Raw genomic sequence first — 13,833 nt, 5'->3', positions numbered from 1 at the left:
TTCGCAGCCAGTTCAGGGCTTTTTATTCCGCCCAGAGTTCTGCATACTAAATAAACACGAGAATTCGGGCAGGTTTCTATTTTCTGTCCTGTTACATTTATTTCTCACCTAATAGCCGCCGGACGCAGGGAGCATGTCGTGACTACTTTGGACTACATCATCGTCGGGCTATATCTTGCCGGTTTACTGATCCTCGGGGTGGCCTTTCGCCAGCAGAAAGAAAAAAAAGGATTACTTTTTGGGTGGGCGTACGCTGGCCTGGCCAGCTTTAACACTTTCCGTGATGGCAACGCAATTGTCTGCTATCAGCTTTATCTCTGCCCCTGCCTTTGTTGGCTTGCGTGAAGGTGGCGGCTTAATCTGGTTATCTTACGAACTGGCACTCCCTGTCGCGGTGATTGTGATGCTTTGGCGGCTGTTGCCCACACTTCATGCAGCTGGCGTGGTGAGTGTTTACGACTATCTTGAACAACGCTTTTCGCGCTCTACCCGATTGCTCATCAGCGCGGTGTTTCAAATCAGCCGCTCTTTCGCTACCGCCATCATGATTTATGCTATTTCACTGATCCTCCAGGGCACGATGGGAATAGCGCAATGGCACTCAATTGTCATTATTGGCGTGATCACGCTTATCTACTCTGCCATGGGAGGGATGAAAGCCGTGGTTTATGGTGACGCCATCCAAATGGTGCTCATCGTCGCCGGTGCAGCGGTGTGCCTGTGGGCGGGACTTGACGCCATCGGCGGCTGGCAACAAATGCTATCGCAGGTGGACGGTAATCGGTTACTGGCGACAAACCCAACAAGCCTGGGAACATCCGGGAACGATTTTGGACTGCTGCCGATGTTATTTGGCGGAGTCATTTTGTATGCCTCGTATTACGGCTGTGACCAGTCTGAAGCACAGCGGTCGTTATCAAGCCGATCGGTTTCTGATCTTCGTAAGATGATGATGGCAGTTGCGTTTTGTCGCTTTCCAATCACCCTGCTTTACTGTAGTGCTGGCCTGGTCATAGGGACATTATTCCTAAACACGCCTTCGCTCATGCAACAAGTGCCAGAAGGGGAACCTGACTGGATGATGCCTGTCTTCATCATTGAATATCTTCCAGCCGGTGTGATTGGCGTTCTGGTTGTGGCCATCCTTGCGGCTGCAATGTCATCATTAAGCTCCGCCATAAACAGCCTGGCGGCGGTAACGGTGGAAGATATTGGTCGCTGGAGACAGGCCCGTCCGGATAATGCGCGGTACCTGAAGCAAGCACGACTGGCCGGTATCGGGTGGGGCATAATTACCCTGCTGCTATCGTTTTATGCCGGAGATATCGCCCCTACCGTTATCGAAGCCATCAACAAAATCGGATCGGTTTTCTACGGTCCGGTGCTGGCAATATTTCTGCTGGGCATTCACTTCGCGCACGTTTCACCACGCGCCGCGAATACCGGGTTGGCTCTCGGTGTGGCCGTGAACGTTGGGCTATGGTTATTCGATAGCCCGCTTTTCTGGTTCTGGTGGAATGCCATTGGGTTTGGCGTTACGGTAATCTTTGGTCTGTTGCTCAGTCGCATCTGGCCAAATAATGTTACCCGCACGCTTATTTCTGTCCGCGGTATCAGTTTACGACGTGCGGCAGTGCTTTTATGCTGGAGCGCACTACTCATCGCCTTCTGCCTTTGGGTACCAGACTGGCTACTCGCGTTTCGATAGATTCAGGGTGCCCGCGACTGGCACTTGCCGCAGTTCATAGCCATTTTATCAGACAAATCGACCCACCATTGAACCAAACCTCCCCGTTATGCTTAAAAAAGGGGTGTATAAACAACGTGCTGGTCCGAAAAGCCGTCTTTCAGCACGACACCTCTGATTAAACCAAGTAAGGAAAAAGCATGACCAGGAATAATACCTCACTGCTGACAGCAGCCGCTTTCGCAGGATTTCTCGCGACGCCTGCCTTTGCAGCCAGCGACGTCTATACCATTGACCCAGAGCATACCAGCGTAATAGCTTCGTGGAGCCATTTTGGATTTTCCAATCCAACCGCGACGTTCCATGATGTTGAAGGTACCATTGATTTTGATTATGAAATGCCTGAAAACTCCAGCATTTCTGTCACGCTTCCTGTCAATACGGTAGATACCTATGTAGAAAAGCTGACTAATGAGTTTCTTGGCAAAGACTATTTCAATGTCGACATGTACCCTATGGCTACATTCGAAAGCACGCGCGTTGTTGGCAAAGATAACAATAACTACGAAGTGTACGGTAACCTGACCATTCATGGCGTCACCAAAAACGTCATGTTCAATGCCAAGTTAAATAAAAAAGGCACGCACCCGATGACCAAAAATGAAACCATCGGGTTTGACGCACATACAGAAATTCAGCGCTCAGATTTCGGTCTGGACAAATATGTACCGAATGTCAGTGACTCTGTTGATATACGCATTACAACAGAAGCCCAGGTGATGGACGAGTAATTTCACCACGTTATCCAACGATGTGCTGCTGAACTGCCTTTTGATCTTATAAGGTTGTCACGCATCGCTGTGAAAACACAAAAAAGGCGGAGTTCACTCCGCCTTTTTCTATTCAGCGTCCCCTTTTTTATAGGGAATTTGCGCATCCAGTTGTTCAAGATCCTGCGTGCGCTTGAGTGGCGACCCGGTATGACGGGCCAGCCAGGCGTACGCCGTGGGCACAACAAACAGCGTCATAAACGCTGACAACAACACACCTGCAAAAATCACCATACCGATTACCATTCGACTTTCTGAGCCCGGGCCGGTCGCCAGAACCAGCGGCAATGCACTGAACACCGTGGTGAAGCCGGTCATAACGATAGGCCGCAAGCGCTGACGCGCAGCTCTTCGCAGTGCTTCTTCAAACTCAATACCAGCATCACGGAGCTGGTTTGCAAACTCAACAATCAGGATCCCGTTTTTAGCCGCCAGACCAATCAGCATTACCAGCCCTATCTGGCTGTAAATATTGATAGTCATGTCACTTAAGTACAGTCCGATAAACGCCCCTACCAGCGCCAGTGGCACGGTAAGCATTATTACCAGCGGATGGATCCAGCTTTCAAACTGCGCAGCCAGAATCAAATAAGTTACCGCCAGTGCCAGTATAAACACAAACACGAACGAGTTCCCTGCCTCCTGATACAGTTGCGATTCGCCTTTGTAATCGATAGACACGGTATCAGGGAGCTCGGTACGCACGATATTTTCCAGATACGCCAGCGCTTCACCTACGGTGTATCCTTCAGCCAGATTGGCCGAAATGGTAATCGAGCGCATCCGGTTATAGCGATTCAGTTGAGAGGACGTGGCCTGCTCGGTAAACGTAAGCAGATTATCCATGGGGATAAGCTCACCGGTTCGCTGCGAGCGGACATATAGGTTATCAATACTACTTGGGCTGCGATAATCAGACTCGATACCTTCCATGATGACATAGTATTCTTCGCCTCTGTCCAGGAAAGTCGATACCCGTCGCTGGCCCAGCATGACCTCCAGCGTACGTCCAATATCTGTAATCGACACGCCCAGATCGGCAGCACGGTCGCGATCAATGTTTATCAGTAACTGTGGAAAGGTTTCCTTATAGTCTGAGTCGAGCTGAATGAGATTCTCATTTTCTGAGGCAATCTCCATGACCGTATCACGCCAGGACACCAGATTTTCATAGGTGTCGCCCTGCAACACAAACTCTACCGGACGACCAAAGCCGCCACTGATTCCGCTTCGCATAATGGCAAACGCGCGTACATCTGGCACATTGTTGAGCTTCGCACTGATTTCATCCATCAATTCAAAGGTGCTGTAATCTCGCTCATCCCATGGTGCAGCGCCAACAATAGCGATACCGGCATTCCCGCCGAAACCGGGCGTTCGGACCAGCAAGCGCCCTATGGTACCGTCCTCACGGTAAGGCATCAGGATATCTTCAATTTTCTTTAAGTTTGCGGCATTGCTCTCAAAGCTGGCTCCTTCCTGTGCATTCATCAGGATGAAAAAGTTTCCTCTGTCTTCCCGTGGCACAAACTCGCTGGGAATGCGGCTTGATAGCTGGTAAATCAGACCCAGGGAGACAATAAGTAACACTGCCATCAGAAGGGGTTGATGCAGCGTTTTGCCAAGCGTGTTGTAGTAAGACGATTCCAGTCGGCCAAAACGATTATCCATCCACGCACCAAAGCCGGAAGACCGACTGCGCTTTTTCAGCAGCAGCGAACTCATCATTGGCGACAGCGTCAGTGCGGTGAAACTGGAGAAAGCCACAGCCGCAGCGATGGCAAGTGCAAACTCGGTAAACAGCCGGCCAATATTGCCTTCAAGAAAGATAAGCGGAACGAAAACGGAAATCAGAACCAGCGTTGTGGCAATAACCGCAAAGCCTACTTCCTTTGCGCCACGGTATGACGCCAAAAGCGGCGGCTCGCCCATCTCTATACGACGATAGATATTTTCCAACACCACGATGGCATCGTCGACTACCAGGCCAATGGCCAGTACCATCGCCAGCAGCGTCAGCAGGTTAATCGAGAAATCGAGCGAGTACATCACCATAAAGGCGGCAACCAGTGAAACCGGAACGGTTACCGCGGGAATTAGCGTTGCACGGATATTCCCCAAAAAGAGATAAATCACTACGACCACCATCAGCATCGCGATACCAAGGGTGTTATACACTTCGTTTATCGACTCTTCGATAAACACTGAAGAGTCGTAGCTTGGCACGATAACAATATTGTCTGGCAGTGACGCTTCAATCGCTGCTATCTGCTCTTTGGCAGCCCGCGCGACCTCCAGAGTATTTGCCTTTGACTGCTTTACAATGCCCAGACCAATCATGTTCACGCCGTCGCCGCGAAACTCGGTTTCATCATCTTCTGCTGCCAGCTCTACACGGGCCACTTCGCCCAAACGAACAAGATAGCCATCCTGTCCTATCGCCACTGTCAACTCGGAAAAGTCATCCGGGGTAAGAAAGCTGCGAGCCACCCTCACTTCGAAGTTGCGATCCGTAGATTCTACTTCACCGGCAGGTAGCTCGACGTTCTCAGAGCGAATAACCTGCTCGATATCTGTAACCGTGATCCCTCTTGCCGCCATCGCATTGCGATCCAGAAAGACTTTCATCGCATAAGTTCGGCCGCCCCCCAGCCGGACACGGGCTACGCCCTCTACAATCGAGAGTCTGTCTACCAGAAAGCGCTCGGCATAATCGGTAAGCTCCATGGTGTCGAGATTGGTGCTGCGCAGGTTGTACCACACTACAACATCTTCATCGGAGTTCGCTTTGGCCACTTCCGGCGGTTCAGCCTGATCTGGCAGGTTATTTAATGCCCTGCTGACTCGCTCTCGCACATCATTGGCAGCAGCGTCGATATCGCGACTCAGTTTAAACTCGATAGTAATGTCCGAACGCCCGTTACGGCTGGTTGAGGTAATATTCTTTATCCCCTCAATGCCGGAAATACGATCCTCAATTAGCTGGGTAATGCGGGTTTCAACAATATTGGCTGACGCCCCGGGATACTGGGTGTTAATGCTGACAATAGGCGGGTCGATATCAGGGTATTCACGCAGCGACAGCATGCTGACAGCCACCACGCCGAATATCACCAGCAGCAAATTGATTACGGTAGCAAAAACCGGGCGCTTAACAGAAACATCGGATAACCACATGGCCTACCCCTCTTTGCTGGCATTCAGCACATTGACTTTAGAGCCATCGCGCACGCGCAATGTCCCCTCAGTGACCACCAGTTCACCCTCTGACAGGCCATCAATGATCTGAACCAGTCCAGGCTTGCGCTCCCCCAGGGTGACTTCCGTTTCACGCACTGCTTCCCCTTCTACTACAAACACGAATTGTTTGTCCTGCACCGGTACCAGTGCTTTTTCAGGCACCACTAACGCGTCCAGCACACGTTTTTCTACCGTAATCTGCAACAACATGCCGGGACGCAGCCGTCCGTCTTCATTATCGATTATTGCTCGTACCAATACTGAACGGCTGACCGGGTCAACCCGTGAATCGATGGTGCTGATGGTGCCATCAAAAGATGCACCGGGATAGGCCACCGAACTTGCGGTGATCCGCTGCCCAGGCGCCAGACTGGCAAGATGATTTTCGGCAACGCTGAAATCCACTTTCATCACGCTGGTATCATCGAGCGTAGTAATAACATCGGCAGGACGGATTAGTGAGCCCTTGCTTACCGCACGAATTCCGAGTAGACCGGCAAATGGCGCGCGCACCTGCAGGTTCCTTAGTTGCGCTTTAGCCACATCCAGCTGCGCCCGAAGTGCCTTTACACGGGCTTGTTGCTCATCAAATAGTTGCTCAGACGCGGCGCTGGAAGCACGCAGATTCTGTACTCTATCTAGCTGTCGGCGGGCTTCTTCAATATTGGCTTCCAGTTCTTCAATGCGGGCAAGCTCTTCTTCATTGTTTAACTGAATGAGTAGCTGCCCTGCCTCTACCGTTTCTCCGTCCTCAAACATTACCTCGCTGACGATATCGGCTTCCTGCGCTGTCAATGTCACGGATTCGTTCGCATTCGCGGTACCCAGTGCTTCAATGGTAACCGGGAAAGGCACACGTTTTACCTGTTCAGCTTTTACTGGAGTGGGCCTGCCTTGCCGGGTTTCCGCCACCTCATCCTGCGGGATGAAGAGGTACGCCAGAAACCCTGCTAATACGACCACGGCCAGGACCAGCGGAGAAAAAATTGATTTACGCGACATTATCCATTCCTATCAGTTTGTGGGCGGCTCGTGGTATGTTTAACCTAATCAGCATTACGTATGCTGTCTCGTTACTGACCGCGCCGATCGCAGGTCGGCCCCTGCTTATTATCGTTTTTGCTGTTCCCAAGAGGGATTGTAATTATGTGCTTAGTGTACTGACTTCTCATGATTGACGTATTTCGCTTATCAGTAATTTTCGCAGTTTTAACGATTATGGGATGCAGCAGCGACGCGCCAGCCCCGCCCATGTGTCGTACGGCATCTGATTACTCTGGCAACGAAGAGAATGCCGCGTGCCTGATCCGCGCAGGTGATAAGCTCCTTCTGATACGTCATCGCCTGTCGGGTAAACTCGATATGCCCGGTGGCGGTAAACAAGATGGCGAGTCGCTGGCCTGTGCAGCCCACCGGGAAACCTGGGAAGAAACCGGCGTAAACGTTTTGGTAGGCGAGCCGCTGGGGCGAACGCCTAATGGCATGCTGCTGTTCGCCTGTCATGAACAGGCAAACGTTGGCGCGCTTCCGGATACATTCAATCCGCCGGACTGGGCCGACCTGGAGGTCATCTCACTGCACCAAGTCAATCCCTTCGAGCTGGACCACGATGATTTACGCTTTGCCAGTGATCTGATCCCACTGCGGGATGGCTTCGTGGCGATGGGTCAACCTCCCACTGCTTCTCCCCCATCTGCTGAGCAGTCTGAAACCAAAGCGTTATGAATTATTCCATTGAATGGCTTGTTGCTACTGCGTGGCTCTGTTAATTTTTAGGGTCTGTTTATCTTTTCTGTAGCACTCAATTTCGCGGAGACCTCGCTTGTTCGAACTTAAAAGCAGAAGCCTGAAAGGTCAGGTATCTGATGAAGAATGGCAAACACGGGTAGATTTGGCTGCCTGTTACCGGCTAGTCGCAGACATGCGTTGGGGCGATCTCATCTATACCCATATTTCGGCCAAAGTACCTGGAACGCAGCATTATCTGGTGAATGCCTTCGGCCTGGCATTTGAAGAGGTAACTGCGTCAAATCTGGTGAAAGTCGATCTTGAAGGCAACGTGCTGGACGGCTCGGAATTCGGTATAAACCCGGCCGGGTTTACCATACACAGCGCAATTCATGAGGTGCGCGAAGATGCCAAATGCGTTATTCACCTGCACACGCTTGCCACGATTACCATTGCATCATCGAAAGGTGGCCTGAAGCCATGGAGTCAGTATGCCATGTTTTCACTCCCCTCCCTAAGCTATCACGGCTACGAAGGACTGGCTGTTGATGACAGCGAACGAAAACGACTTCAAGACGATTTAGGCGATACCAACCACATGCTGTTACCGAATCATGGCGGCCTGACGATTGGTCCGACTATCGGTGATGCCTTTATGCGATTTTACGATTTACAGCGAGCGTGTGAAATTCAGGTGGCGCTAATGCAGTCTAACGACGAAGTCATTGAAATACCGCAAACCATCGTTGATGGAATTTATGATCAGGCGAAAGTCGTGCATTCGGGGCAGACTGGAGGTCAGAAGGCCTGGCCCGCCATGTTGCGCAAAGCATATCGTCTGGATCCCGGCTTTTGTGAGTAGCCGCACAAGAAACCGAACACGCGTCGCTGCCCCCCTTTTTAAAATGAATTCAGGAACAACAATGAAAATCACTAAAGTAGAGATCTTCGATATAGAATGTCCCAAGCGCCCGGCATGGAACCCGGTATTTGTCCGTGTTTATACCGATGAAGGCATTACCGGCGTAGGCGAAGCGGGTCTGGCTTATGATTTAGGCCACAGCGCCGCTGCCCACATGATTAAAGAAATTGCCGAAGCCATGCTGATTGGCTGGAACCCGTTTAACACAGAAGGCCTGTGGGCACGCATGTTGCGCGAAAGTTTCTGGGGTTTGGGTGGCGGCCCGGTGATCTATGCGGCGATGAGTGCGATTGATACAGCACTGTGGGACATTCGTGGTAAAGCGCTTAACGTACCGGTCTACGAGCTGCTGGGCGGAAAAACCAATGGCAAACTGCGCTGTTATGCCAGTCAGTTGCAATTCGACTGGGACAAAGAAGTCACCAAACTTAACGACCCCGCCGACTATGCACGCGCCACAGAAAAAGCCCTGAAGGACGGCTATGACGCGGTAAAAGTCGATCCCATTGTCTACGACAAAGACGGGGTAACCCACTATGATCGCACGAAGCTTTTCACAAAACCGGAACTTAAGCTTTTCAAAGCACGTTTACAGGCAATTCGCGACACGATGGGAGAAGATGGCGACATCATCTTCGAGTGTCACAGCTTGTTAGGCGCTACGACTGCCATTCAGTTAGGCGATATTGTAGAGGAAATCGGGTGTCTGTATTACGAAGAGCCCGTGAATTACCTTAACGCCAAAGTCCACGATAAAGTGGCGAGGCGGGTGAATGTGCCGATTGCCGGTGGCGAGCGTCTTTACAACCGCTGGGGTGTGCGACCTTATCTTGAAGACCAGTCTGTGGATGTACTGCAACCCGATGTTGGCTTGTGTGGCGGGTTCACAGAAACGAAAAAGGTTTGTGATTATGCTGATGTCTATGACGTGCGCATTCAGGCCCATGTGTGTGGTGGTCCGGTTGCCACGGCGGCCAGTCTGCATCTGGAAACCGCTATTCCGAATTTCCTGATTCACGAACATCACACCTATGCGATTAAAGACTGGAACAGGGAACTGTGTATCCAGGACCCCCAACCCGTTAATGGTTTTATTGAAGCTCCGGATACGCCTGGAATTGGCATTGAGTTGAACGATGACGTGGTTTACCGTTCACCGCACATGACGATAACGGCGCTGAAGTAACTCTGCGGCTGTATTTCTTGTTGCCACTGCCCCGGCTGGTCGAAGGCAGGAACTTACCTAAAAGCGGTAAACCCGCGACGCATTGGCTCTAACCAGTGCGTCGCGACAATCCTCTGGTATCAGTTCGCAGATGCGTTGCCAGTAATCGGCATAGTTCATACGGAAGGTAAGTAACGGGAAGTTGCTTGCCATCATGACGCGTTCTGATCCGAAATACGTCAAAGCAGTAGCAATAGTGCGGCGAACCTGTCGCCAGTTCATCATGTCAGACACCATTTCCCAGCCAGATAATTTAACCGATACACCAGGGTACGCACTCAGACGCCTCATCGCTTGTTCCCATTGGCGCACCTGCGAACTGCAGGTAGTTACCGGGGGGAAACCACCATGGTTTATCACCAGCATAAGCTCTGACTGGTGATTTAGCACCCGCTCCAGCTGAGTTACTGCCGCAGCGTCAGTCAGCGGTAGCTGAGCTTCAAAAATCAGTCCCCTGTCGGCAATCGCACCGAGGCGGTGCCTGACCACAGGCTGTGCCAGCAGCGCGGCCGCCCTGACATCTAAAATATCCCTTACGCCAACCACATTTCTTTTCGCTGACAATGCATCCAGCTGAGTAAAAAAATGATCAGCACTCAGATTAATACCGCCAACAATACGAACCGGCAGCCGGCAATGGCCATGAAGCCAATTTACTTCGCGCCACGGCCGGTCATTATCAAAGCCGGCCTCAATATGAACGTAGCCCGCCAACGTAACCTGATTGAGTTCATATTCCGACACATCGCGACAAATCGTTCCTTTTTCGGGCCAAAAAGGCGGGTTGTCTGGCTTCAACCAGTCATAACGCCCCCGGGAAAGCGAAAATAAATGAAGATGGGGATCGATGATACTCATAGGTCATGGTCACTATTGTGCGGTGTAACCGCCATCAATGCTGTATAAACTGCCGGTGATAAATCCAGCCTTGTCACTGGCAAGAAAATAAACCAGTTCGGCAACTTCCTCCGGTGTTCCCAGCCGTCCTAACGGCTGCTGATCCGCCTCTTCCTGCACAACAGCTTGTTTGTCAGCCCCCGATGACGCCACATATCTATCAATGGCATTGTGAAATAATGGCGTTTCGATAGTGCCCGGGCACACCGCATTCGCCCGGATATGGTAAGGCGCATAATCCAGCGCTGTGGTTTTTGCCATTGACGCCAAAGACGCCTTTGAGAGGTTGTAGGCAAAAGAGTGTCGTTTGCCAACCAGGGCCTGGTCTGAAGACATCAACACTATGGCCCCCTGCTGTTGGGCTTTCATGATCGGCAGTACCGCACGAACTGCGAAATACGCGCCTTTCACGTTGATACTGAAAACCTTGTCCAGTAAGGCTTCATCTGTCTGTTCAATGGTTGCAGAGACATGTATTCCCGCATTCGAGACAAGCGCGTCAATGCGTCCATGCTGGTCACGGATTTTTTCAATAGCAGATTGTACCTGAGTTTGTGAAGTCACATCACAGGTAAGATGGGTCACAGTATCACAGCGTTCCTGAGGTGTCTGAATATCCAGGTTCACCACCTGATACCCCTCTTGTGCAAATTTTTTACACACAGCAAGTCCGATGCCGACACTGCCTCCTGTCACAACGCAAACGCGCGCTAAGTCACTCATGCTTAACCTTTTTCAAATGAACAATCTGGCTTAAGCATGCCAATGATGAAGCGAAAAGCAAGGCAAATAGCGCAGGATTTTGGGTAGGAAGAGACAAACAGACTACTCTTTTAACAGCGAAGATGCGTATAATAAGTAAAAATTTAAACACTTGTTTGAAAAGGAGTGTGTTATGCCTCAGTACCAGGCTCCCATGGCCGACTTTCAGTTTCTTATGAAAGACTGGCTAGAGTTAGATAATCATTATTCCAGCCTCGGCATGGAAGACTTCGACGCCGGGCTGGCAAACGAAGTCGTCGCACAGGGTGCTAAGTTTGCTACCGACGTGGTGGCGCCTTTGAACCGTGAAGGCGATGAGCAAGGATGTACCCTCAACGACGGCAATGTGACGACACCGGAAGGTTTCGCCGATGCTTATCAGGATTACGTGGCGAATGGCTGGAACGCCATGCTTGGCCCTGTTGATTACGAGGGACAGGGCCTGCCATACACTATGGCCGTGCCTGTACATGAAATGCTGAACTCTGCCAACCTTAGCTGGCGTCTGACCACCATGCTCACTGAGAGCGCGGTATTGGCTATGACTCGCCACGCTACCGATGAGTTGAAAGACAAATATCTGTCGAAAATGGTGACCGGCGAATGGACTGGCACCATGAACCTGACAGAACCCCATGCCGGTACGGATTTGGCGCTGCTTTCCACCAAAGCCGAGCCACAGGATGATGGCAGCTATTTGATAACCGGCAATAAAATCTTTATCACCGGCGGCGATCATGACTGGACATCCAACGTGATCCACATGGTGCTCGCACGTCTGCCAGATGCTCCCAAAGGGGTAAAAGGCATCAGCCTGTTCCTGGTCCCCAAGTTCCTGCTGAACGAAAACGATGAGCCTGGTGAAAGAAACGCCCTGTCAGTCGGCAGTATTGAACACAAAATGGGTATCAAGGCGAGCCCCACCTGTGTGATGAATTACGATGGTGCTAAAGGCTGGCTGATCGGTGAAGCCAATCAGGGTCTGGCATGTATGTTCACGATGATGAACGATGCCCGCTTCCAGGTTGGTCTGCAGGGACTTGGCGCCGCAGAAGCCTCTTTTCAGGGGGCGTTAGCCTATGCCCGCGAACGATTGCAATCGCGCGCCCCACAGGGTGTACAGCAGCCCGATGAAAAAGCCGATGCCATCATCTTTCAGCCGGACGTAGCGCGCATGCTACTTACCCAGAAAACGCTGACAGAAGGTTGCCGCGCCATGTCTATGATGTATGCAAAATACATGGACATTGAAAAGAACGGCGACGACGACGCGAAACGCGAAGCCAACAAAGTCATTCAGTTTCTGACGCCGGTATGTAAGGCCTTTATGACGGACATGGGACTGGAAGTCACCAGCCTTGGTATTCAGGTTTTTGGCGGGCACGGCTATATTCGCGAATGGGGTATGGAACAGCTCATGCGGGACGTGCGTATTGCCCAGCTCTATGAAGGTACTAACGGTATCCAGGCACTGGATTTAATTGGTCGCAAGCTAACCCGTGACGGTGGCAACATGTTAGAAGCCACATACAATGCGTTCGGCGAGTTCGTAAGCAAAATGGAAGATAAAGAAAGCCAGTCGCGGGCGCAGGCTCTGCTGGACGATTGGCGCGCAGCCTCGGCAGATTGTCTGGGTATGTCGCCGGAGGATGTCGCAGCAGCTGCATGTGATTACCTGGCCTATACCGCATACTCTCTGCTTGGTGTCTTATGGTACAGCATGGCTGATGCAGCAAAACGTGGAGACAATGCTACGCTGGCAGAATCAAAAGCCAAGTGCAGCGCATTCTACGAAGCGCGCATTCTGCCGCGCCGTGATGCACATAAAGTGGCGTTTCAGTCTGGTGCACAGAAAGTACTTGCCGTCAGCGGCAGTGAGTTCGACTATCTGTAAACCCGGTTAACGCTTTAGATAATAAGCTGCGATAAACATCAGACATAAAAAAGCCCCGCAATCGCGGGGCTTTTTAGCATGTGCGTCTATCTGTCAGTATTATGACTTGCGTCGCGATACCATCACCATCATTCCGGCAACCGCCAACAGCATCAATGCTGCTGTCTGCGGCGCGGATACCGCGTTTACTGTCAGCCTTGCGTCTGGCGCGTTAACCACATCAACATCAATAAAGGCGGGACCTGTCAAATCACCCACGTCATCGAAAAAGTCGTACACCACCAGCTCTAAATCGAATACGCCTGCAGTCATTGCCATAAACTCAATGGAGAACAATGACTGTACGCCAGTGAACGACAAGGCTGCATCACCACTCATCAAAGCAAATCCGTCAAAGCCTTCAAAGAAAACGTCCGGATTTGATGAAAACGGGCTGGTGATATCCACACTCATCAGGCCGAAAAAGTCATACAACACTTCCATTGTAAAACCGTCAAACGATTCGTTGTTATCCAGGATGACAGATACATCCAGTGTAGTAGTTTCACCCACATTAATAACATCATCAGAGAGTGAAAACTCAATGAGTGCGGCATTCGCATTCAGTGAAACACATGCCATCAAGGCAAAAAATAACTTCTTCACAAT

Annotated in this window: 10 protein-coding genes and 1 pseudogene; 6 read left to right on the top strand and 5 right to left on the bottom strand. The window is 51.1% G+C overall.

The annotated features are described in order from the left end of the window. Positions 1 to 138 precede the first annotated feature (138 nt). Together ACLBLI_RS03455 and ACLBLI_RS03450 are read left to right on the top strand one after the other, a co-directional pair. Positions 139 to 1,708 (top strand): annotated as a pseudogene (locus ACLBLI_RS03455) (sodium:solute symporter family transporter). Positions 1,709 to 1,887: 179 nt separating this feature from the next. Further along, the gene (locus tag ACLBLI_RS03450) at positions 1,888 to 2,478 is read left to right on the top strand and encodes a YceI family protein (RefSeq protein WP_414829770.1); all 591 of its coding nucleotides are present in this window, start codon (positions 1,888 to 1,890) and stop codon (positions 2,476 to 2,478) included. Positions 2,479 to 2,586: 108 nt separating this feature from the next. Here ACLBLI_RS03450 and ACLBLI_RS03445 read toward each other — a convergent pair whose 3' ends face one another. Together ACLBLI_RS03445 and ACLBLI_RS03440 are read right to left on the bottom strand one after the other, a co-directional pair. Next, complete coding sequence (locus ACLBLI_RS03445) at positions 2,587 to 5,694, bottom strand: efflux RND transporter permease subunit (RefSeq protein WP_414829769.1); 3,108 nt, start codon at positions 5,692 to 5,694, stop codon at positions 2,587 to 2,589. A gap of 3 nt (positions 5,695 to 5,697) precedes the next feature. Further along, on the bottom strand, positions 5,698 to 6,759 hold the full coding sequence (locus ACLBLI_RS03440) for an efflux RND transporter periplasmic adaptor subunit (protein ID WP_414829768.1): 1,062 nt from the start codon (positions 6,757 to 6,759) through the stop codon (positions 5,698 to 5,700). 168 nt (positions 6,760 to 6,927) lie between these two features. Between ACLBLI_RS03440 and ACLBLI_RS03435 the strand changes: the two genes are divergently transcribed. From ACLBLI_RS03435 to ACLBLI_RS03425, 3 genes are all read left to right on the top strand, one after another. Next, on the top strand, positions 6,928 to 7,482 hold the full coding sequence (locus tag ACLBLI_RS03435; protein WP_414829767.1) for an NUDIX hydrolase: 555 nt from the start codon (positions 6,928 to 6,930) through the stop codon (positions 7,480 to 7,482). Between the two features lie 97 nt (positions 7,483 to 7,579). Further along, positions 7,580 to 8,347, top strand: a complete 768-nt coding sequence (locus tag ACLBLI_RS03430) for a class II aldolase/adducin family protein (protein WP_414829766.1) — start codon at positions 7,580 to 7,582, stop codon at positions 8,345 to 8,347. Between the two features lie 61 nt (positions 8,348 to 8,408). Beyond that, positions 8,409 to 9,593 (top strand): mandelate racemase/muconate lactonizing enzyme family protein, encoded by a 1,185-nt coding sequence (locus ACLBLI_RS03425; protein ID WP_414829765.1) that lies wholly within the window; start codon positions 8,409 to 8,411, stop codon positions 9,591 to 9,593. Between the two features lie 57 nt (positions 9,594 to 9,650). On the opposite strand, the gene ACLBLI_RS03420 is transcribed toward ACLBLI_RS03425, so the two are convergent. Together ACLBLI_RS03420 and ACLBLI_RS03415 are read right to left on the bottom strand one after the other, a co-directional pair. Next, entirely contained in the window at positions 9,651 to 10,490 is an 840-nt protein-coding gene (locus ACLBLI_RS03420; RefSeq protein WP_414829764.1) for an amidohydrolase family protein, read from the bottom strand. A 12-nt stretch (positions 10,491 to 10,502) separates the two neighbouring features. Beyond that, the gene (locus tag ACLBLI_RS03415; RefSeq protein ID WP_414829763.1) at positions 10,503 to 11,252 is read right to left on the bottom strand and encodes an SDR family NAD(P)-dependent oxidoreductase; all 750 of its coding nucleotides are present in this window, start codon (positions 11,250 to 11,252) and stop codon (positions 10,503 to 10,505) included. A gap of 172 nt (positions 11,253 to 11,424) precedes the next feature. On the opposite strand from ACLBLI_RS03415, the gene ACLBLI_RS03410 reads away from it, so the two are divergent. Continuing rightward, positions 11,425 to 13,185, top strand: a complete 1,761-nt coding sequence (locus tag ACLBLI_RS03410; protein ID WP_414829762.1) for an acyl-CoA dehydrogenase family protein — start codon at positions 11,425 to 11,427, stop codon at positions 13,183 to 13,185. 99 nt (positions 13,186 to 13,284) lie between these two features. On the opposite strand, the gene ACLBLI_RS03405 is transcribed toward ACLBLI_RS03410, so the two are convergent. Beyond that, positions 13,285 to 13,830 carry a hypothetical protein gene (locus ACLBLI_RS03405; protein WP_414829761.1) on the bottom strand — a complete coding sequence of 182 codons (546 nt, stop codon included), beginning with the start codon at positions 13,828 to 13,830 and terminating at the stop codon, positions 13,285 to 13,287. Between the last annotated feature and the right edge of the window lie 3 nt (positions 13,831 to 13,833).

It is taken from the genome of Alteromonas sp. H39 (assembly GCF_047556435.1).
Lineage (GTDB): Bacteria > Pseudomonadota > Gammaproteobacteria > Enterobacterales > Alteromonadaceae > Alteromonas.
The sequence above is the reverse complement of the archived record's forward strand: the minus strand, read 5'-3'. Positions and strand labels throughout refer to the sequence as shown.